This window comes from Kitasatospora sp. NPDC088351 (assembly GCF_040685575.1).
Classification (GTDB): domain Bacteria; phylum Actinomycetota; class Actinomycetes; order Streptomycetales; family Streptomycetaceae; genus Kitasatospora.
On the sequence record NZ_JBFBIL010000055.1, the window covers coordinates 32,865 to 53,322 of the forward strand.

Annotated in this window: 16 protein-coding genes; 10 read left to right on the plus strand and 6 right to left on the minus strand. The window is 71.3% G+C overall.

The features are described from left to right. Positions 1-7: 7 nt before the first annotated feature. Positions 8-343, minus strand: coding sequence for a DUF5132 domain-containing protein (locus tag AB0P06_RS29260; RefSeq protein ID WP_363612533.1), 336 nt, complete (start codon positions 341-343; stop codon positions 8-10). Between the two features lie 300 nt (positions 344-643). Further along, the gene (locus AB0P06_RS29265) at positions 644-2,344 is read right to left on the minus strand and encodes a DUF885 domain-containing protein (RefSeq protein WP_363612535.1); all 1,701 of its coding nucleotides are present in this window, start codon (positions 2,342-2,344) and stop codon (positions 644-646) included. 210 nt (positions 2,345-2,554) lie between these two features. Here AB0P06_RS29265 and AB0P06_RS29270 point away from each other — a divergent pair, with 210 nt between their 5' ends. Genes AB0P06_RS29270 through AB0P06_RS29290 form a run of 5 tightly spaced genes read left to right on the plus strand, consistent with a single transcriptional unit; the run spans position 2,555 to position 9,073 of the window. Further along, entirely contained in the window at positions 2,555-4,138 is a 1,584-nt protein-coding gene (locus AB0P06_RS29270) for an ABC transporter substrate-binding protein (protein WP_363612537.1), read from the plus strand. 13 nt (positions 4,139-4,151) lie between these two features. Continuing rightward, positions 4,152-5,120 carry an ABC transporter permease gene (locus AB0P06_RS29275; protein WP_363612539.1) on the plus strand — a complete coding sequence of 323 codons (969 nt, stop codon included), beginning with the start codon at positions 4,152-4,154 and terminating at the stop codon, positions 5,118-5,120. Between the two features lie 7 nt (positions 5,121-5,127). Further along, positions 5,128-6,978: a dipeptide/oligopeptide/nickel ABC transporter permease/ATP-binding protein gene (locus AB0P06_RS29280; protein WP_363612541.1), complete on the plus strand. Its 1,851-nt coding sequence runs from the start codon at positions 5,128-5,130 to the stop codon at positions 6,976-6,978. After that, positions 6,975-7,766, plus strand: coding sequence for an ATP-binding cassette domain-containing protein (locus AB0P06_RS29285; RefSeq protein ID WP_363612543.1), 792 nt, complete (start codon positions 6,975-6,977; stop codon positions 7,764-7,766). The genes AB0P06_RS29280 and AB0P06_RS29285 overlap by 4 nt, the downstream gene beginning before the upstream one ends. After that, entirely contained in the window at positions 7,763-9,073 is a 1,311-nt protein-coding gene (locus AB0P06_RS29290) for an FAD-dependent oxidoreductase (protein ID WP_363612545.1), read from the plus strand. The genes AB0P06_RS29285 and AB0P06_RS29290 overlap by 4 nt, the downstream gene beginning before the upstream one ends. Before the next feature lie 29 nt (positions 9,074-9,102). Here the strand turns inward: AB0P06_RS29290 and AB0P06_RS29295 are convergent, their stop codons facing one another. The 4 genes from AB0P06_RS29295 to fabI form a co-directional block, all read right to left on the minus strand. Beyond that, on the minus strand, positions 9,103-10,185 hold the full coding sequence (locus AB0P06_RS29295; protein ID WP_363612548.1) for an alpha/beta hydrolase: 1,083 nt from the start codon (positions 10,183-10,185) through the stop codon (positions 9,103-9,105). Between the two features lie 195 nt (positions 10,186-10,380). Next, on the minus strand, positions 10,381-10,905 hold the full coding sequence (locus tag AB0P06_RS29300) for a hypothetical protein (RefSeq protein WP_363612550.1): 525 nt from the start codon (positions 10,903-10,905) through the stop codon (positions 10,381-10,383). 137 nt (positions 10,906-11,042) lie between these two features. Continuing rightward, positions 11,043-11,495 (minus strand): MaoC family dehydratase N-terminal domain-containing protein, encoded by a 453-nt coding sequence (locus AB0P06_RS29305; RefSeq protein WP_363612552.1) that lies wholly within the window; start codon positions 11,493-11,495, stop codon positions 11,043-11,045. A gap of 5 nt (positions 11,496-11,500) precedes the next feature. After that, positions 11,501-12,259 carry an enoyl-ACP reductase FabI gene (gene fabI / locus AB0P06_RS29310; protein WP_363612554.1) on the minus strand — a complete coding sequence of 253 codons (759 nt, stop codon included), beginning with the start codon at positions 12,257-12,259 and terminating at the stop codon, positions 11,501-11,503. A gap of 515 nt (positions 12,260-12,774) precedes the next feature. Here fabI and AB0P06_RS29315 point away from each other — a divergent pair. From AB0P06_RS29315 to AB0P06_RS29335, 5 genes are all read left to right on the plus strand, one after another. Continuing rightward, complete coding sequence (locus AB0P06_RS29315) at positions 12,775-13,026, plus strand: hypothetical protein (RefSeq protein ID WP_363612556.1); 252 nt, start codon at positions 12,775-12,777, stop codon at positions 13,024-13,026. 26 nt (positions 13,027-13,052) lie between these two features. After that, positions 13,053-13,688, plus strand: a complete 636-nt coding sequence (locus tag AB0P06_RS29320; protein WP_363612558.1) for an HAD-IA family hydrolase — start codon at positions 13,053-13,055, stop codon at positions 13,686-13,688. 489 nt (positions 13,689-14,177) lie between these two features. Continuing rightward, positions 14,178-14,306: a hypothetical protein gene (locus AB0P06_RS29325; RefSeq protein WP_363612560.1), complete on the plus strand. Its 129-nt coding sequence runs from the start codon at positions 14,178-14,180 to the stop codon at positions 14,304-14,306. Between the two features lie 1,038 nt (positions 14,307-15,344). Continuing rightward, positions 15,345-16,283, plus strand: a complete 939-nt coding sequence (locus tag AB0P06_RS29330; RefSeq protein ID WP_363612562.1) for a hypothetical protein — start codon at positions 15,345-15,347, stop codon at positions 16,281-16,283. 143 nt (positions 16,284-16,426) lie between these two features. Continuing rightward, complete coding sequence (locus AB0P06_RS29335; protein ID WP_363612564.1) at positions 16,427-20,146, plus strand: CHAT domain-containing protein; 3,720 nt, start codon at positions 16,427-16,429, stop codon at positions 20,144-20,146. Positions 20,147-20,458: the final 312 nt, after the last annotated feature.

A 20,458-nucleotide genomic window follows, 5' to 3' on the forward strand; every position in this document is an offset into this window, starting at 1 on the left:
CAGGACGCTAGTGCGCCTTGCCGACGCCTGCGGTCGCACGGATCTTCGGGGTCCTCGCCTCGTTCTCGACCCGGTCGGCGGCCTCGTCCTTCTCGCCGTTCGGGGTGGAACTCTCGGCGGCCGGGTGGCCGTCGCCGGCGGCGATCTGCGCGGACACCATGTCGGCGGCCACCTCGGCCGCGAGGTCATGGATGTTCTCTCCGGCCTCATGGGCCGCCTTCTTCACCTCCATGACGAGGCCGACGGACGTCTTGACGACACCGCGCACCAGCGGCTTGAGCAGACGCTTGGCCAGTGGCGCGACGACGAGGCCAACCAGGAAGGGCGGTACTACGGGCGGCATGATGCTCCATCCTCTTCACGCATACGTATGACAGGGATCCCGGGCACTGCGAACACCGGAGCAGCGCACAGCCGGGCGAACAGAGGTACCCATTTCCGGAATTCACTATTCCCCACCGGGGCCTACTGGTCCGAATTCCATATCGACGGGGTCCACCGCCCACTCTTTCGCCACCGTAGTCGAGTCATGCCCATCGAGACCAAACAGTCCCGGCCGATTTCACCCGTGCGAGTGATCTTTGCCTTCTTGGGCAGTAAGGGCGACGCCTACACATTCAAACCCATGGGCTTATTTTCCTATTTACCGAGGATTGCCGAGCTCGCGCGCCACCCTCCGCCGAAGGGCCGGGAACGGCAGCCCTCCCCCGCCCAGCACCGCCTCGTGGAAGGCCCGTACGTCGAAGCCCGCTCCGAGCCCGCTCTCGGCCCGGGCCCGCAGCCGGCCGAACTCCAGGTAGCCCGCCCGGTAGGAGAGCGCCTGCCCGGGCAGGTCCGTCGAGTAGCGCAGCAGGTCCGAAACGATCTGGCCGTCCGCCTCGGTGGAGTTGGCGCGCATGAAGTCCCGCGCCTGCGCCAGGCTCATCGTCCCGAGGTTGAGCCCGGTGTCGACGACGAGGCGCTGCGCGGTGAACCGCTCCTGCGCGAGGCGCCCGTACGCGTCCCACGGGTCGTCGTAGAGGCCCATCTCCCAGCCCAGACCGGCCGCGTACTCCGCCCAGCCCTCGTTGAAAGCCGTGAACTCGGCCACCTCGCGGCGCAGTTGCGGCAGCTCCAGGTCCTCTGCCTGCCGGGCGAGGTGGAAGTGGTGCCCGGGAGCCAGCTCGTGGTAGATCAAGGACGCCGCGCCCAGGAGCGAGCGCCGATCCACGTCCGAACCGTTGTAGCGGTAGCGTCCGACCGGGACGTCCGGAGTCGGCTGCTCGTAGTATCCGAAGGTCATCCCCGCCTCCAGCGCCGGATCCAGCCGCGCCAGTCCGTACGGCGCGGCCGGCAGCACGGCGAACCAGCGCGGCAGCAGCGGGGCGAGCCGGTCGAGGTGGCCGCGGTAGCGGGCCTCGACCTCCTCGGGGGTCCGGGCGTACAGACGGGGCTCGGTGCGCAGCCGCTCGTGGAACTCGCCCTCGGGGCCCGGAAATCCGAGGGCCGTGCGGACCTCCCGCATCCGCTCGGCGAGTTCCCGGCACTGCTCGCGGCCGAGCTCGTGGAGCCGCTCGGGCGGCGTGTCGCCCCCACTGTGAGTCCGGACGAACTCCCGGTACGCCTCCTCCCCGCCCGCGTACTGCGCCCAGCCGACGGCCTGCGGCGCCTCGCGCAGGTGGGCCGGTTCGTCGAGGACGGCGAGCAGGCCGTCGAAGGCCGGTGCCAGCTCGGCCTCCACCAGCCGATGCACCCCGTCGCGGAGCCGTCCGCGGTCGGCGCGGCCCAGTCCGCCGAGTCGGTCGTCGTCCACCTCGACCCGGCGCGCCACGGACGCCCGCAGGCCGACGACGGTGGCGCGCGTCCCGGCCAGGGCCGGGGCCGGCACCCGGAAACCGCGTACAGCCTGCTCCGCCGCCTTGTCGGCGATCGAGCCGACCACCCGGGCCAGCTCGTGCAGCAGCGACAAGTACCGCTCGACATCCGGTCGTTCGGCGAAGCGGAACGGGCACAGGACCACGTCGACGTACTGCGACAGCGGGAACAGCCGGTACGGCGTGGCCGCGGGCGTCAGCCAGTGGCAGCGGCGGGACCGCAGCTCCTGCTCGGCCAACCCCGTGAGGAACGCGGCGGTGTCGGCGTCGACTCCGGACAACCCCACGCCGCCGAGTGCCCGGACCCGCCCGAGCGCACCCTCCGCGAACCGCGCCCGCTCCTCGGCCTCGGCGAGCGACGCCCCGGGGAGCGTCTCCACCGGGAGGCCCTGGCGCACCCTCAGCAGTGGATCGCGTTCCAGCAGGAACTCCCAGTAATCGTCGGCCAGTCGACCGATCTCCTCGCCCGGCGCGTTCGTCCTCGTCCTCATCCGGCCAGTGTGGCGATGACCGGCCGCCCAGTCGCCCGGTCCGCGGAACCGCGGCCGTACTATCCCTCGAACGGGTGAGACGAACCCGATCGCCAGGGGCCGCGCGAACGGCTCCCCGACGCATCCACAGGCGGCTTTCGCTATTCGAACACACTTGCCACAAAGGCGAGTTGACTCGTCAGCGGGAAAACTCGGTGGCACCATGACGCCATGCGCCGTTGCCTCCTGCCGGTCCTCCTGGCAGCCGCCGCCACCGCCACGGCCGTCGCGGTGGCCGGCTGCGCGGGCGTCGCCCGGTCCTCGACGAGCACTCCGCTCGTCGACCACGGGACCGTCCGGATCGCGGCCGCCAGTGAGACGCCCAGCTTCGACCCCTACTCGACCTTCGGCGCCACCCAGGCCCGCTACGCCTACGACTCGCTGGTCAACCTCTCCCCCGACGGCACCGTGGTCTCCGGCCTGGCCTCGACCTGGCAGGCCACCACCACCACGGCCACCTTCACCCTCCGCCCCGGCATCACCTGCTCCGACGGCACCCCCCTCACCGCCTCGGCGGTGGCCCGGGCGCTGACCTACGCGGGCGACCCGGCCAACCAGCTCGCCGGCGCCCAGACCGTCCTCCCCAACGTCCCCTTCACCGTGACCGCCGACGACCCGACCGGCACCGTGTCGGCCGGCACCGCCGCCCCCTTCCCGTTCCTCACCCGCACCCTCGGCCTGCTGCCGATCGTCTGCCCCGCCGGCCTCGACCGACCCCAGTCGCTCGACCGCGCCACCCACGGCACCGGCCCGTACGTGCTCACCCGCTACTCCCCCGGCGGGCCGTACGAGTTCACCGTCCGCGAGGGCTACACCTGGGGCCCGGCCGGAGCGACCACCGCCGAGCCCGGCCTTCCGGCCCGCATCGTCATCTCGGTGGTGCCCCAGGCCTCCACCACCGCGAACCTGCTCCTCACCGGCGGCGTCGACATCGCGAACGTGAACGGGCCGGACCGCGCCCGGCTCACCGGCCACGGCCTGTCCACCACCGACGTGGCGACCGTCGTCGGACTGACCTTCTTCAACCAGCGCCCCGGCCGACCGCTGGCCGACCCTGCGCTGCGCAGGGCCCTGGTGTCCGCGCTCGACCACCAGGGCCTCGCCAACGTCGCCGTCGGTGGCACCGGCCGGCCCGCCACCGACTTCGGCGCCGAGGGGGCCGTCTGCCACGCCGACCTCGCCGCAGCCAACCTACCGACGCAGGACGCCACCGAGGCCCTGCGCGCCGCCGGCTGGACCCACGACCCGGACGGCCGGTTGACCAAGGACGGCCGACCGCTCCGGCTGCGACTGATCACCAGCCCGGACCTCGGACCGACCCTGCCGCCCGCCGCCGAGCTGATGTCCCGCACCTGGACGGAGCTCGGCGCGGACGTCAAGCTGGTCACCGAGAGCCTGCCCGCCCTCGTCAACGCCATGTACCGGACCGGCGACTTCGACGTCGTGGTCGGCACCTCACCGGGCTTCGCCCTGCCGGTCGGCTTCATCCCGTTCTTCTCCGGCCCCACCCCCGCCCAGGGCCTCAACTTCGCGGGCGTCGCCAACCCCGAGTACGACGCCCTGGTCGCCCAGGCCCTCCGGGAGCCGGACACCGAGGGCTGCGACACCTGGAACCGGGCCGCCGCCGCCCTCTTCCGCTCGGTCGACGCCCTGCCGATCGCGGACGGCCGGAGCACCGTGTACGGCCACCGCACCACCTTCGCCACCACCTTCGGCGGCCAGCTCGTCCCCACCAGCATCCGCCTCCACCAGTGACCGGGGGCCCACCGTGTCCTTGCCCCATCTGCTGCGGAATCCCTGGACGGCGTTCCTCGGCCGCCGCACCGCCCGGCTGCTCCTCTCCCTCGGGGTCGTGCTCACCGCGTCGTTCGCGATGATCCGCCTGGTGCCCGGCGACCCGGTCCGCGCGGCGCTCGGCGTCGACGCCTCCCCCGCTCTGGTGGCCGCACGCCGGCACCAACTCGGGCTCGACGCGCCCTTCCTGTCCCAGTACCGGCACTATCTCGACGGCCTCGTGCACGGCGACCTCGGCAGCTCGCTGGTCACCGGGACACCGGTCGCGGAGCTCGTCCGCACCCGGCTGCCGGCCACCCTGGAGATCGCCGGCCTGGCCTTCCTCGTCACCCTCGCCGTCGCCCTGCCCTGCGGACTGCTCGCCGCCGTCCGCACCCGTGACGGCCGGCACCCGCGCAGCGAGCTGGCGTTCACCGTGGTCACCGCCGGACTCGCGGGGGTACCGGACTTCGTCCTGGCCGCCGGGCTCACCGCGCTGCTGGCCGTCGGCCTCCAGCTGCTGCCGGTGGCCGGCGCGGCGGGCGCGGAGTCCTTCGTCCTGCCGGTCCTCGCGCTCTCCCTCGCGCCCACGGCCGTCCTGGTGCGCATCGTCCGGGTGGAGGCGCTGAAGGTGCTGTCCGAGGACTACATGCGCACCGCCCGGAGCAAGCGGCTGTCCCCCACCCGCCGCTACCTGCGGCACGCGGCGCCGAACATGGCGACCGCCGCGCTCACCGTCGCCGGAAGCCTGCTGCCCGCCTTGATCGCCGGCACGGTGCTGGTCGAGAAGGTGTTCGCCTGGCCCGGCATCGGCTCGGCGCTGGCGCAGTCGGTGGTCACCCAGGACTACCCGGTGGTCCAGGCGATGGTCCTGATCCTGGGCACGACCGTACTACTCGCCGGCCTCCTGGTCGACGTGCTGCTGGCGCTGCTGGACCCGCGCTCTGCGATCAGGGAGAGCTGAGGATCCGATGCCCCTTCCCACCAGGTACCCGCGCTCGCCCATGGCCTGGGTCACGGCGGCCATGCTGGCGTCGCTGGTCGTGCTCGCGCTGGCCGGCCCACTCCTCTGGGGCGCGGCGGCGGACCGCCCCGACCCCTCGGCGGTGCTGCAAGGCCCGTCCGCGGCCCACCCGTTCGGCACCGACAGCCTCGGACGGGACCTGCTCGCCCGGGTCCTGACCGCCACCCGGCCCTCCCTGCTGCTCGCGCTGGCCGCGACCGCGATCGGCGCGGGTACGGGCATCCTCCTCGGCGCGTCCACCGCCGTGGTCGGCCGCCGCACCCGCCGGCTGCTCGCCGGGCTGATCAACCTCCTGCTCGCCTTCCCCGCGCTCCTGGTCGCGATGTTCCTCGCGGTCGTGTTCGGCGCGGGCGCCGGCGGGGCGACGCTCGCCCTCGCCGTCGCCGGTGTGCCCGGTTTCGCCCGGCTCGCCCAGACGCTCGCCGCCGCCGTCGCGGGCACCGACCACCTGGCCTCGGCCCGGGTCCTCGGCCTGCGCCGGCACCGGCTGCTGTGGCGGCACGTCCTGCCCAACATCGCCGAGCCGCTGCTGCTGAGCGCGACCACGGCGGCGGGCACCTCCCTGGTCGCGCTCTCCGGGCTGAGCTTCCTCGGCCTGGGCGTCCAGCCGCCCGGCTACGACTGGGGGCAGCTGCTCAACCAGGGGCTCGACCGCATCTACGCACAGCCGCTGCCCGCCCTCGCCCCCGGCCTGGCCATCCTCTACGCGGCGCTGACGTTCCAGCTGCTCGGCGAGGTCCTGGCGGGAGGCGTCGCCCGGCGCGGCCCGGCACCCCGTGCGCCCCGGCAGCCGGTCGCGCCGAGCGGGCCCGCCGAGGACGGTCTCGTACTCCAGGTCGAGGGCCTGAGCGTCGAACTCCCCACCCCGGACGGCGTGATCCGACCGGTTCGCGGCGTGGGCCTTTCCCTGCGGCCGGGTGAGATCGTCGGGCTCGTCGGCGAGTCCGGCTCCGGCAAGTCGCTCACCGCGCTCGCGATCGCCGACCTGCTCCCGGAGCGGGCCCTGGTGTCCCACCGGACCCTCCGTCTGCTCGGCGCCGACCTGGGCGCCATGACGCCGGCCCAGCGCGAACACCACCTCGCGACCGGCCTGGCGATGGTCTTCCAGAACCCGGCCACGGCGCTCAATCCGTCGCTGCGCATCGCCACCCAGCTCACCGAGACCGTCCGCGCCCATCGCGGTGCGAGCCGCGCCCAGGCGTTGGCGGAGGCCTCGGACGCCCTGCGCCGGGTGGCCCTTCCCCCTGCCCTGCTGCGGGCACGCCCCCTCCAGCTCTCCGGCGGCCAGCGCCAGCGCGTGATGATCGCCTCCGGGCTGATGGTGCGGCCGGGCCTGATCATCGCCGACGAGCCGACCACCGCGCTCGACGTCACCGTGCAGCGGCAGATCACCCGGCTGCTGTCCGAGATCCGGCGGGACACCTCCGCCGCCGTCCTGTTCATCAGCCACGATGTCGCGCTGGTGGGCGAGTTCTGTGAGCGCGTCCTGGTGATGTACGCGGGAACCATCGTCGAGACCCTGCCCGCCGACCGTCTCGCGACCGGCACCCGGCACCCCTACACCAGGGCCCTGGTCGAGTCGGTACCGGACCTCACCGCGGACCGCGACCGGCCGCTGCCGACGGTGGAGGGCGCACTGCCCGAGCCGCTCGCGCCCGCCCCGGGCTGCCCGTTCGAGCCCCGCTGCCCACGTCGCCGGGACCACTGCGCCGAGGAGACCCCGCCGCTGGAGGACCTCGACGCGGTCCACCGGGTGGCCTGCTGGTACCCGGTGGCGGCGGAGGTGGTCGCGTCATGACCGCTCTTCAGCTCACCGGCCTCACCGTCCGCCACCACGGCCCGCGCGGCCCCGTCGCCGCCGTAGACGGGGTCTCGCTGGAGATCCCGCCCGGCACCACGCTCGGCCTCGTGGGCGAGTCCGGCTCCGGGAAGTCGAGCCTGGCCCGCGCGATCGTCGGCCTCACCCCCGTGCACGGGGGTCGGGTCCTGCTCGACGGCCGGGAGGTCCGGGCCCGCACCGTCGGCGACCGGCGCCGACTCGGCCGCCTGGTCCAGATCGTCCTCCAGGACCCGGACACCGCGCTGGATCCCCGGATGACCGTCCGCCAGACGCTCGGCGAAGCGGCGACCGCGTTCCACCGGCTCGACCGGCAGGCCCGTGCCGAGCGGGTCACCGCCCTGCTCGAACTCGTCGGCCTGAACCCCCGGTTCGCGGACCGCCTGCCCCGGCAACTGTCCGGCGGCCAGCGCCAGCGGGTCGCCGTCGCCCGCGCCCTGGCCGTCGAGCCCGGACTGCTGATCGCCGACGAGATCACCTCGGCGCTCGACGTCTCGGTGCAGGCGTCCGTCCTCAACACGATCCGCGGCCTCCAGCGGCGGCTCGGCCTGTCCATGCTCTTCATCGGCCACAACCTGCCCGCGGTCTGCTACGTCTCCGACGCGGTGGCGGTCATGCGGCACGGTCGGATCGTCGAGACCGCCCCCACCGAGGCCCTGCTGCGCGACCCACGGCACCCGTACACCCGGACGCTGCTCGCCTCCGTGCCCAGCCTGCGCACCTCCCTGCCCGACGAGAGGCCGTCATGACCACCAGCCGACCGGACGCGGTCGTCGTCGGAGCCGGGGTGATCGGCGCCGCCGTCGCCCTCGAACTCGCCCGCACCGGACGGCAGGTGGTCGTCGTGGACAAGGCGGGCGCCGCCGGCCACGGCTCCACCAGCGCCTCCAGTGCGATCATCCGGTTCAACTACTCCACCTTCGACGGCGTCGCCACCGCCTGGGAGGCCCAGCACCTCTGGACGTCCTGGCCCGACCACCTGCGGCTCACCGGCCGCCGCCCGCTCGCGGCCTTCCACCGCAGCGGCGCCGTGCTGCTCGACTCCCCCGCCGTCGCACCGTCCGGGGTCACCGCCCTGTTCGACCGCGCGGGCGTCCAGTACGAACGGTGGGACGCCCCTGCGCTGCGCCGACACCTCCCCGGGATCGACCCCGGGCGGTACTGGCCGCCGAAGCCCGTGGACGACGACGCCTTCTTCGACGGCCCGACCGGTGAGCTCGGTGCCCTGTTCACCCCGGACGCCGGGTTCGTCGACGACCCGCAGCTCGCCGCCCAGAACCTCGCCGACGCGGCGGCCGAGCTGGGCGCGAGCTTCCTGTTCCACCACACCGTGGTGGCCGTCGACCGGCACGCGGACCGGGTGGCGGGCATCCGGCTGGCCGACGGAACGCGGATCTCCGCGCCGGTCGTGGTCAACGCCGCCGGCCCGTGGTCGGGAGGCCTCAACCGGCTGTCCGGCGTCGGCAGCGACTTCACGATCGGCGTGCGCCCGCTGCGCGAGGAGGTCCACCAGGTCGTCGCGCCGAGCGGCCACACCACCGGTCCCGGACCCGGCCCCGTCGTCGCCGACCTCGACCTCGGCACCTACCTGCGAGCGGCCTCCGGCGGCCGCCTCCTGGTCGGCGGCACCGAGCCACCCTGCGACCCGCCGGAGTGGATCGACGACCCGGACGAAGCCGACCCGCGCCCCACCGCCCACCGCTTCCGGACCCAGGTCACCCGGGCGGCCCGCCGCTTCCCGGAGATCGGCGTCCCGAACCGGCCCCTCGGGGTCGCGGGCGTGTACGACGTCACCGACGACTGGACCCCGATCTACGACCGCACCGCCCTCGACGGCTACTACGTCGCCATGGGCACGAGCGGCAACCAGTTCAAGAACGCCCCGCTGGTGGGCCGCTACCTCGCCACCCTGATCGACCTGGTCGAGGCCGGCCACGACCACGACGGCGACCCGGTCCGCTACCGCTGCGAGCGCACCGGCAACGTCGTGGACCTGGGCGCCTTCTCCCGCCGGCGCCCGGTCCGGGCCGGCTCCGCCCGTACGGTCATGGGCTGAACGTACGGTCATGGGGTGTGAACATGCGGTCAGGGGCCGAGCGTGCGCAGCTCCCGCACCAGATCCGCGACCACACCGACCACGAACCCGGGCTCCTCGGTCGGGAAGTCATGGCCGGTGCCCGCCGGTGTGTACACCACCCGGGCCGCGGTCGACGCCGCCAGGTAGCGGGTCCGGGCCCTGAGGTAGAAGCGGCCGATCCGCTCGGCCTCGGCCGCGTCCCGGGCGGCGGCCAGTACCGTCTCGCCACCCGTGAGGTCGCGGGGTACGACCAGCACCAGTGGCAGGTCGCCGAGGTCCCCGTCGTAGACCACGGTCTCCCAGCCCACCTCCGCCAGGCCGGAGGGCGAGAGCTCCGCGAAGATCGACGCGGCGGCGCAGTACTGGCCGGTCCGGCCGCCACGGTCACGGTGCGCACCGAACAGGTGCCGCACCGCCGTCAGCAGGAACTCCCGGCGCATGCCCGCCACCAGCCGGTTGGGCGGCGCGAAGGCGATGACATCCAGGGGCGTCGGATCCAGCAGCACGAGTCCGGCCACCAGGTCCGGCCGCCGCCTGGCGGCGTTCGCGACCAGCAGCCCGCCGAAGGAATGGCCGACGAACACGTACGGAGCCCGCTCCCCCGCCGCCTCCAGCGCGGCCGGCAGTTCCTCCGCCTCGGCCGCCGTCGTCCTCGGGAAGGGCCCGACATCGCTCCAGCCCGAACCGAACCGGTCGACCAGCACCGAGCGGGTCCGGGCCGCCATCATCGCGTGCAACTGCCCGAACTCCTCGCCCGGCGCGTGTCCGCCCGGCATCCAGACCACGGTCGGCCCGTCCCCGGCGACCCCCCCGGCGAGGACGTGCATCCGGCGCCCACCCACCTCGACCAGCCGCCCCGGCGGCCGGCCCGCCCCCGCTCCGCGGCCCACCAGCACCAGGTGCCGCACCGCACCGACCGCCAGCACCACACCGACGGTCACGAATAAGATGCCGAGCGTCACCGCCCAAGTCGCACCGGTCCCGACCAGCCCGGCACCCACACCCGCCACCAGCAGCGCGACCGGCACCCCCAGCCAGTCCCGGCTCACCAGTGCGAGCAGGGCGTTCGCCACCCGTCCGTTTCGGCGCATCGGTCCTCCGCGGTGTCCGGGAGCCGACCTCTGCCCGTCTTCTTCCCCCATCCGTACGCCCTGACGCGCCCCGGCGAACACACAATCGGCAGCCCAGGGCCTGCCCGCCCTGCGCCCCGCCGTCCTGACAGGCCCGCCGAGCCACCGCGCAGCGGGCCGTCCGCACCGTGGTCCGGACCAGTGGTCCGGACCACGTCACGGCGTGTCGGCGGGCCGGTCCGGGGCGCGGCCGGGCCGGACGGTGGTGACGACCGGCCAGATCAGGCTGTACACCAGGACCTTGGTGAGCGGGTTGAGCCAGACCAGCAGCGGGGCGCCCCGGTCGGGCCCGCCGACCAGGGCCACCAGGCCGAAGATCAGGCCGACGCTGATCGCGTAGGCCAGCAGGAAGCGGAACCAGCCCGCCCACGCGTCCAGGACAGCGGCCCGCCCGTACAGCTTCGGCGGCGGGGGCGGCGCGTTCCCGGCGTAGCGGCGGGCGAACTTCGCGTCGGCCCAGCAGATCGTCCGGTGCCCGTAGACCACCGTGATGCCGAGGTAGGCCGCCGACAGACCGTGCCAGACCGTCGGCTCGACACCGTCGCGGATGCTCAGCACGGTGGTCACCAGCAGCACCACGTCGATCAGCGGGACGCAGAACAGCAGCGCGCCGCCGAGCCGGGGCCGGCCGGCCGCGTAGCGGGCCGCCAGGCCGGCCACCAGCAGGACCCAGAAGAGCACGTCGCAGGCGAGGATGAGAGTGAGAATGGCACGGCCCCCTTGTGTGACAGGTCGAACTGTGTGACAGGTCGAACACCCATTGCCCCGCCGGCGCGACGGCCAGGCACCCGAAGCCCGGCGGGGGCGGCGCGGTCCGGTCAGCCCGGCCCGGGTGCCGGGCCGAGAAGCGTGGTCCGGACGGTGGCCACCCGCCCGCCCCGCGCGTCGTCGATCGTGGTCCGGAACACCACCCGGTCCCGGCCGGCCTGACGGTCCATCGCCTCCGGGACCGCCTCGGCGGCCAGTTCGTCGCCGGCCCGCAGCGCCCGCTCGAAGCCGAACCACTGCGCCAGGTGGACCGTTCCCTCCGGCGGGAGGCCGAACTCCGGGTCCGTCAGCAGCTGCCAGTACGCCTCCCCCGCGACCAGCGCCGCGAAGGTGGGCGGGACCAGGAGGTCCGGGTGGCCGGCGGCCCGGGCGGCGACCGGGTCGTGGTAGAGCGGGTTCGGGTCGCCGATCGCCGCCGCGAACGCGCGGACCGCCGCGCGGGTCACCAGGAACGGCTCCGGTGCGGCGAACACCCGGTCCAGACAGGCCCGGTTGAGCGCCATGCCGGTCAGCCGCCCACCGCGTGCGCGCCGCCGTCCACGTGCACGATCTCGCCCGTGGTGGCCGACAGCCAGTCCGAGAGCAGGACGGCGCAGGCCCGCGCGGTCGGCCCGGCGTCCGCCACGTCCCAGCCGAGCGGGGCCGCCCGGTCCCAGTCGTGCCCGTCGAAGCCAGGGACGCCGCGCGCGGCGGTGGTCGCCAGCGGGCCGGCCGCCACCAGGTTGACCCGGATCCCGCGCGGCCCCAACTCCTTGGCCAGGTAACGGGCGCAGGACTCCAGCCCGGCCTTGGCCACGCCCATCCAGTCGTAGCCGGACCAGGCCCGCGAGGCGTCGAAGTCCAGCCCGACCACCGAGCCGCCCGGCCCCATCAGCGGCAGCGCGGCCATGGTCAGCGACGTGAGCGAGTAGGTCGAGACGTGCACGGCGGTCGCGACGTCCTCCCACGGCGTGCTCAGGAAGTTGCCGCCCAGCGCGGACGGCGGCGCGTACCCGATCGAGTGCAGCACGCCGTCCAGGCCGTCCAGATGCGCGCCGACCCGCTCGGCCAGCGAGCCGAGCTGCCCGGTGTCGGTGACGTCCAGTCCGATCACCGGCGGCGGCTCGGGCAGCCGCCGGGCGACCCGCCGGACCAGGCTCGGCCGGCCGTGCGCGGTGAGGACCACGCGCGCGCCCTCCTCCTGGGCGACGCGCGCGACGTGGAAGGCGATCGAGGCCGGGGTGAGGACGCCGGTGATCAGCAGGCGCCGGCCGTCGAGGATGCCCATCGGTTCTCCGGTTCTCCGGTTCTCCGGTTCTCCGTTCGGTGCGTTCGGTGCGTTCGGTACGTGCGTGAGGTGCGTGCGTGAGGTGCGTGAGTGAGGTGCGTGGGGCGGTGCGCGGCCCGCCGGTGCCGGGCCGGGGGAAGGACCGTCAGTGCCCCATCGAGGAGCCGCCGTCCACGGGGACAACCGCGCCGCCCGGTGACCTCTCCCCCGCCGAGCCCCGCCGCCGCCCACACATCGTCCGCAAAGGCAAACGCCCGACTTGCCGAGGTCTACCAGGCCCGGAAACTCCCCGCAGAGCCAGCGCAAGGCGGAACGGATCCAGAAGTACGGCCCGATGCAGTGCGAGGTCCATACCCCTCGAAGGGGCGATGAGGACCATCGCCCCTTCGAGGGGTAGCAACGTGGGAGTTCCTGACCTTCGGCCGTCCTGGCCGTTGGAAAACATCCGTGTCGGCGATTGGGTTCCGCGGTCCGCAGCGTGGCTTGTCGGATACAGCCGAACGTGCCTGCGGCCCTTGACGGTCGACCCGTCCGGGCTCACGCAGGCCGCGCACAACCGCATGCTGCTCGACGTGGCCCTCGCGCAATGTGACGCACGGCAGTGGGACACCTCCCTGGACACCCTCCTTGAGGTCTGCTCATCCCACCCGGAGTGGTCGCGCCACCAGGCCATCCCGGGTGTCATCATCCAGAGAGCCGGTCACGCCAGTACCAGCCGTATCCGGAAGCTGTCCGCCATCCTGGGCACCTCGCCAACCGTCCGTTAGCACCCGAGTCACCCGAACCACCTGCATTGGAGCGCACGTTGTCCTACCGCGGCCTGATCCTCGACTTCGCGGGAGTGCTGACCACCCCCATCGGCCACTCCTCCCGCGCGTGGTGCACCGGCGAAGGGCTGCCCGCCGACACCTGGCGCAGCACCCTTGAGGACGACCCTGTGGGGCGCGCGCTCTATGTCGAGCTCGAACTCGGCCGGATGTCGCAGAGCGACTGGAACCGGGAAACGGCGGCAATCATGGGGGTTGCTCCCGAGAACCTGATGGGGCGGGCTCACGCAGAAGTGCGCGCCGTTCCCTCGATGGTCGCGCTTGCCCAGCAGGCCCGCAGCGCGGGAATCATCGTTGCCCTCCTGTCGAACTCCTACGGGTTCGACCCGTACAACCCGTATGCCGAGACCGGAGTATGGGATCTCTTCGACGTGCGGGTCATCAGCGGCGAAGAAGGCATCGCCAAGCCCGACCCGGGGATATACCAACGCACGTTGGACCGCATGGATCTGGCCGCCGCCGACTGCGTCTTCGTGGACGACCATCCGGCGAACCTGGTACCGGCCGAGACCCTGGGCATAACCGCGGTGTTCGCCGATGGACCGGCAACGGCCGGCCGAGTCGCACGAATGCTCGACCTTGACCCCGTTCAGCGGCCATGAACGTTCGCTCGTAAGACCTTGCAATCAACATGAGTTGACGATGCGTCGGCGAAGTCCTACGCGCCGTGCGAGTTCGATCCTGTGCGATCTTCGGAAGTCCTATGTACCGCAGGTTCACTGAACGCCACGCTCCCGTGACAGTAGGGGCATGTCTTCGGAAGCGCCTCGGTCTCCGGGCCGCATCCGCCAGTACGCGGAGACCCTCAAGGGGGTCATCGCCGCGTGCTACGCCGATGCCGGGAGGCTCCCGGGGCGGAGCGTGTCGGATGCGCTCTCGACAGGCGCGGCACGAGGCGTCGTGACGTGGACGCGCTCGATGGTGGCGGACAACGCCGAGGCGTGGAACAGCCTGGCGAGCATCGTCCCCTCCACCGCCCTCCCGCCAGGCCGTTGGAACGCCGGCAGCGAGGCGGCCCGCAGGCCGACCGTCCAACCACCTGCACCACACCCGAGTCGATCACGTCGACGACGTCCAGGATCGGCCGGCTGATGGCAGCGGACACCGTGGCCATGACCGCCCCCGGCCAGGCCCTCGAACTCCTTGAAGAACGCACAGCCGCGTTCACGCAGACCGGCCACGACCTCACCGAAGCCGCTCGCACGGGCGAACTGACATGAGGACTGCGCGCCGTACTCGCGCTCATGGTGATCTTCCACTGGAACCGCGCCGCGATCCCGACCCACGTCCAGGCCGTCCTCGCGCGCGCCGCCCGCGACCACATCCTCGGCCCACCGCTGGGCACACCCCGCTGACCGACCTCCAGGCCTGAGAAGGAGCCGCCCGCTGGCCTGCACCAGCGGGCGGCGTCGCCGAAGGCTACTTGCGGCGCTTCCACCACTCGCGCCACCAGGTCAGGAGGTGGGCAGACCGCCGAGGCAGTATCGTGCCGGCCACGATCCGGAAGACCACCGCGAGCACGATGAGGAACGCAAGCACGCCGACACCCTCACGGATATTCCCAGGCGAGAGGCCCTGACCTAGCCACGCTCTCTGGGGCTGTGTACAAGGTTGTCCGCACCGGTTCGGTCCCGCAAGCCACCATCGCCCTGCTGCTCCTGCGCGTCGCGCTGCCCTACAGCGTGGCAGGACACCCCGTCCTCACCTCGAACGTCGGCGGAGGACCTGCGCGCCAAGGATCTGGCAGTGTCGGATTGGATGACCGAGGGAAGTTGGCGTGATCCGGTCTCAGAGATCTGTGTCAGAGGTGAGAATGGCCATCAGAAGTGAACGACGCCGCAGCTTTCAAGGGGAGTTCAGGGAGTGAGGAGCTCAGAGGCAAGGGCCGTCCCAAGGAGCGCCACGGCGCTGTCCTACGTGTGCCGCAACCTGGAAGATCTCTCCGCGCTACTCGGCCCCGACAGCGGCTCTCTATGCGCGGTTACCGAGGCCATCGGTGGCGACTCCCCGGACACCGCTGCCCTCACCGCGCTTCTGGACACACTGCACGGGGCGATTCAGCGAGCCGGCGATCCCATGGGTGTCTACGGCGGAGCTGGCCGGGGCCTGATTCCGGTAGGCGTGGAGGATCTGGAGGTCGTGTACCGCTGTCCGCTTCGGTTGTGCATCGGACGCTCCAGCCGCGAGGTGGGTGATGAGTTGCCGAGCTGCCAGATTGACCCCGCCGGGCGGGCACTGTCGCGGGAGCGGCTCCCGTGATGGGCGGGCTCCTCGGCGAGCTCGGGAAGAAGCTGGCCGAGCGGTGGCTGACCTTGCTGGTGCTGCCCGGTGCGTTCTACTTGGCCGTTGCGGCGGCCGGTCACACTCTCGGCCAGAGTGCCGCGTTGGACGGCGAGCTGCTGGTTCGCGCAGTCTCGAGTGCGGCTCAGGCGCCACAAGTGGCCACCGTAGGCGGTCAGGTCGTCCTGTTGACGGCGGTCCTATGCGGTGCCGCCGCGGCTGGGTTGGCGGCGCAGTTCCTCGGCAGCGTCGTCGAACGCGCCGCGATGGCCGCCGGATGGCGCACGTGGGTATGGCCGTTCGACATGCTGGCGGAACGCCGAGTGGTGCACCGGCAACGCCGCTGGGAAGCAGCTCGGGAGGAATACGAGGAGTTACTCCTTTTGGAACGTGCTCCTGATCAGTCCGACCGGCCAGATGGCCGACAGCGCCACCTCGCGGCCCGCAGGACCGTCCGTATCTCGGTGGAGCGACCCGAGCGGCCAACCTGGAGCGGCGACCGAGTGCACGCCGCCTCAGTGCGGCTGGACCGCGACGCGCATGTCAACCTGCTCACCGTTTGGCCCCACCTATGGCTTGTGCTGCCAGGAGAGGTTCGCGGCGAGATCGGCACAGCGCGTGCCTCGCTGGCCCGGGCCGCTGTCCTAGGTGGATGGGCCGTACTCTACCTACCGCTGGTCTGGTGGTGGTGGCCCGCGGCGCTGCTCGGCGTCGCTCTGGCGGCAACCTCGGCGCGCCGGATACGGGCGGCCTCGGACGTCTACGCCACGTTGCTTGAGGCGACTGCCCGCCTGCACCTCACGGACCTGGCGGAGAAGCTACAGGTCGAAGTGCAGCCTGCGGGGCAGGCTCTGGGAGGAGCGATCATGCGTCAACTCGCCAACCGACCGACCGGCCAACCCAGACCGGCGCCATGAGCGGTGGGAGGCAGGGTCAACGGGTGCGAACGGGGTGGGAAGTGACGGGTGGGTCCGCGGTCGGTCAAGGGCGGGAATCGGCATCGGAGACGGACGAGTTCGATCGGCGGGTCGCCGCAGTCCAGGTATGGATGGACCGGTTGGTGGCTGAGCAGGATCTCAACATCGTGCTGGAACCGGAGGCGCTGGTCGAGGCGTTACGACTCGGCGAGGTCTTGAGAGAGGACGAGGAATGCCTCGCGGCGTACTACCTTCTCGGCTGGTTTCATGCAGTCCGGTATCACGCATTGCCTGAAGGCGTTGGGCAAAGCGACTATGAGCAAGCGATCCAGAGGTTCACTCCGTGCTTCGTCTTCGGCGCGGATACTGAGGACTTGCCGCAGGATCTACTTCCCGACGTCGCCAGGCGTGCGATGGACTTCGCGGGCGCCACCCATCGACGGTTGGTCGTCAAACCGAGTCATGAGGTGCTTTCACGCCTGATCGGCCTCCTTCGGCGCATCACGACTTCGATCCCCCAGGATGAACCCGAGCACGCGGAGGCACTGTCAAACCTCGCGGTGGCCCTGAAGTCTCGTTTCGAGTTGGGTCGTGACCCAACGGACCTGGACAGTGCGGTCGATACGGTCACGGGTGCGCTGAACAGCGTGGGGCCCGAACACCCGAGGCGGCCGATGCTGCTGTCCAATCTGGCAGCCGTACTGTTGGCGCGCTTCGAATGGTCGGGTGCGCCCTCGGACCTGGACGAGGCTGTCGAGACCGGTCTGTCGGCGGTACATACGACCGATGGTTCCTCCCTCAGCCGGGGTGGCGCGATCCACAACCTGGCCACCGCCCTCAAGGCCCGGTTCGTCGAACGGGGGGATCCGGCGGACCTGGACGCGGCAATCGAGGCATTCAAGGAAGCTGAAGCCGCTCATACGGACAGCTTCAACAAGGCGGGGAGCCTCTTCAACCTCGGGGCTTCGCTGAGGAATCGGTATGAGCACACCGGAGTCCTGGCAGATCTGGACGCTGCCCTGAATAGCAGCCGCGCCGCGGTCGAAACTGCTTCCGCAGACCATCCGGGGCGTCCCGTGTTCCTGTCGGGGTTCGGACACACACTGCTCAGTCAATTCGAGTGCACTGGGGATCCCGTATACCTGGAGCGCTCCATCGACGTGCTTCGGGAGGCGTTGGAACACGTCCCCCTGGCCCACCGGGACCACCCACTTCGCCTGTCCAGCCTGGGAAACGCCCTCCTCGCGCGACACGACATCACCGGCTGTGCCTCCGATCTGGAGGAAGCGATCGAGCTGCACCGTGCCGCAGTCCAGGAGGCCTGGCCGCAACAGACAAATTACAACGCCGTCGTCAACAACCTTGCTATCTCGCTGTGGCGGAGATTCGAACGCTTCGGTGACTCAGCGGACCTGGATCGGGCGATCAGCGTCGGCCGCGCCTCCGCAGAAGCAACAGCGGCGGGCCACGTCGACCGAACCGCGCGCATGTCCAATGTCGGGCTGATGCTGTGGACCCGGTTCAAGCACTCCGGATCACTGTCGGACCTGGATGCCTCGATCGAGTTCGCGGACGCCGCTGTCGAGGCGGCGCCGGCCGGTCACCACGCCCTGGCAGGCATGCTGTCCAATCTCGGCGTGGCGTTGCTGGAGCGGTACATGCGGACGACCGAGCCCCGAGACCTGGATGATGCGATCCGGACCAGTCGCAGAGCCGTCGCAATCACGCACGGCTACCGTCCCGACCGTCCCCGCTACCTCGCAAACCTGTGCGGGGCACTGTACGCACGGTTCCGCCTTGCCAGAAGCGCCGATGACCTTGCGGACGCGATCGAGGCCGGACATGGCGCTGTCGATGCCATCCCTCTCAACCATCCGGAGCGCCCCCGCTACCTGTCAGCGCTCGGTGTCGCCCTGACCACCAGGGCCGAGGAATCCGGCTCCGCCGCGGACCTGGACGACGCAGTGGCTGCATGCCAGGAAGCCCTGGACGCCACTCCCGCCGAGCATCCGGAGCACGCCGACTACGGGTACAACCTCGGGCAGTCCCTACAGCGTCGGTACGACCGAACTTGCTTACGACAGGACCTCGATCGCGCTTTGAGGGCGAACCTGGAGGCATCTCGAACGGATGGGGCCCGGCCTTCCACACGGATCCAGGCAGCCCGAGCGGCCGCCGCGCTGGCGAGGGGCTTCGACCGCGATTTGGAGGCCAGCCTTCTGGCGGACGCCGTCGGCCGCCTGCCGGAGGTAGCGGACCGTCGACTGAGCCGTGGCGACCGGCAGCACGCCGTGGGGGAGTGGTCCGGACTGGCTGGGGAGGCAGCGGCGTCCGCTCTCGCTTCCGGCGCGGGCTCACCGGCCGACCGGGCAACGCGAGCGTTGCAGCTCCTGGAAACCGGCCGCGGTGTCCTGCTTGGCCAGGCCCTGGATACCCGAAGCGACCTCGCCGAGCTTCGGCATCGCCACCCGGGGCTGGCCCAGCGCTTCGAGGAACTTCGAAACCAGCTCGATCAGCCGCTCGACATCGTGACAACCCCCGAGAACCCGATGCCGCCGGCCACAGTCGCGGTACGCGCCGTCGACGCCACAGAACATCGGCGTAGCCTTGTCGACGAACTGAACGTCGTGCTCGGCCGCATCCGCGAGCAGGAGGGGTTCGCTGGGTTCGCTCTTCCTCCTGCCGTCGACCAGCTCATCGCACAGGCGGTGTTCGGCCCGGTGGTGACGTTCAACGTCAGCCCGGACCGTAGCGACGCGATCCTGTTGACACGCGACGGCATCGATTCCCTGCACCTCCCGGACCTCACGTTCGACGGTGTCCTCAACCGGGTCGAGAACTTCCACCTGGCCCTCAGGTACGTATCGGATCCCCGCGTGGGCGTCCGCACGCGCAAGGTGGCCCAGCAGACAGTGCAGGGCGTCCTGGAATGGTTGTGGGACGCCGCGGTCGAACCGATCCTGTGCCGGCTCGGCTTCGACAACGAACCTGTCGCAGGAGAGGCGTGGCCCCGCATCTGGTGGGCTCCCGGGGGCATCCTCTCCCTGCTGCCGCTTCATGCCGCCGGCTACCACAGAGCGGTGAGCGGGACGAGCGGAGGCAGTCGGAACCGGCCCACGGTCATGGATCGCGTCGTGTCCTCCTACACCCCGACGATTCGCGTTCTCCACCACACGCGCCAACACGGCACTGCGACACCGCCCGCGAGTCGTTCCCTGATCGTTGCCATGCCCACAACCCCCGGTCTGGAAGGCCGCTTGGCACACGTGTCGGCGGAAGTCGAACGAGTGCGGGCATTACTTCCGAATCCGACGCTGCTCATCGGTGCGGATGAGGCTGTCCAGGAGGCCGCCCAACGCGAAGCGGGCATACGTCCCACCAGGAACCGTGTCCTGCAACACCTTCCTGACTGCGCCATCGCTCACTTCGCGTGCCACGGTGCCCACGACTCCGTCGACCCATCGAAGAGCCTTCTCCTCCTGCACGATCATGAACGTGATCCGCTCACCGTGGCGAGCCTTGCCGAAGTGAGGCTGGACTCGGCTCAGCTGGTCTTTCTGTCGGCCTGTCGAACGGCCTTCACTGACTCCGCAGAGTTGATCGACGAGGCGATTCACCTAGCGTCTGCATTCCAGCTCGCCGGGTTCCCCCATGTCATCGGCACCTTGTGGGAAATCAACGACGAGCTGGCCTCGACCGTCGCGGCCGACTTCTACGCCGAACTCGGATCCGGGCCGACCGGCGACGGGAGCATCGACACGAGCGAAACCGCCCGCGCACTGCATCACACCGTACGCGCTATGCGTGACCGGTTCCCGGAGTCCCCGTCCCTCTGGGCAGCTCACCTGCATGTTGGGGTCTGACATGCACGTGAGCTGAGCGGGCTCCGCGCACGTGTGGCACCGGCCTGTTCGAGCTCTTGCCGATCGACGCGCTCAGAGCAGGCGCAGTTGCACACGCAAGGCGAGCACGACCGGTTGATGGCACAAGGAAGTACAAAGGTGCTCCGATCACGGGCTTCGCACCGACCGTAAAGTGCGCTTGGTTTTCGATCTCTGCCCTCCGAGGGTTCCGGTGCCACTAGGGCGCGTATTCGGTCGTGATCAATCTGTGTGATTCACCTTCGCGGCGGGTCCTGATCCGGTAGACCGTGGTGTGTGACGCGAGCGCAACTG

Coding starts and splice junctions, on each gene's coding strand:
- AB0P06_RS29260 (WP_363612533.1), bottom strand. CDS start 343: ATGCCGCCCGTAGTACCGCCCTTCCTGGTTGGCCTCGTCGTCGCGCCA.
- AB0P06_RS29265 (WP_363612535.1), bottom strand. CDS start 2,344: ATGAGGACGAGGACGAACGCGCCGGGCGAGGAGATCGGTCGACTGGCC.
- AB0P06_RS29270 (WP_363612537.1), top strand. CDS start 2,555: ATGCGCCGTTGCCTCCTGCCGGTCCTCCTGGCAGCCGCCGCCACCGCC.
- AB0P06_RS29280 (WP_363612541.1), top strand. CDS start 5,128: ATGCCCCTTCCCACCAGGTACCCGCGCTCGCCCATGGCCTGGGTCACG.
- AB0P06_RS29285 (WP_363612543.1), top strand. CDS start 6,975: ATGACCGCTCTTCAGCTCACCGGCCTCACCGTCCGCCACCACGGCCCG.
- AB0P06_RS29290 (WP_363612545.1), top strand. CDS start 7,763: ATGACCACCAGCCGACCGGACGCGGTCGTCGTCGGAGCCGGGGTGATC.
- AB0P06_RS29295 (WP_363612548.1), bottom strand. CDS start 10,185: ATGCGCCGAAACGGACGGGTGGCGAACGCCCTGCTCGCACTGGTGAGC.
- AB0P06_RS29305 (WP_363612552.1), bottom strand. CDS start 11,495: ATGGCGCTCAACCGGGCCTGTCTGGACCGGGTGTTCGCCGCACCGGAG.
- fabI (WP_363612554.1), bottom strand. CDS start 12,259: ATGGGCATCCTCGACGGCCGGCGCCTGCTGATCACCGGCGTCCTCACC.
- AB0P06_RS29325 (WP_363612560.1), top strand. CDS start 14,178: ATGGCAGCGGACACCGTGGCCATGACCGCCCCCGGCCAGGCCCTCGAA.
- AB0P06_RS29330 (WP_363612562.1), top strand. CDS start 15,345: ATGGGCGGGCTCCTCGGCGAGCTCGGGAAGAAGCTGGCCGAGCGGTGG.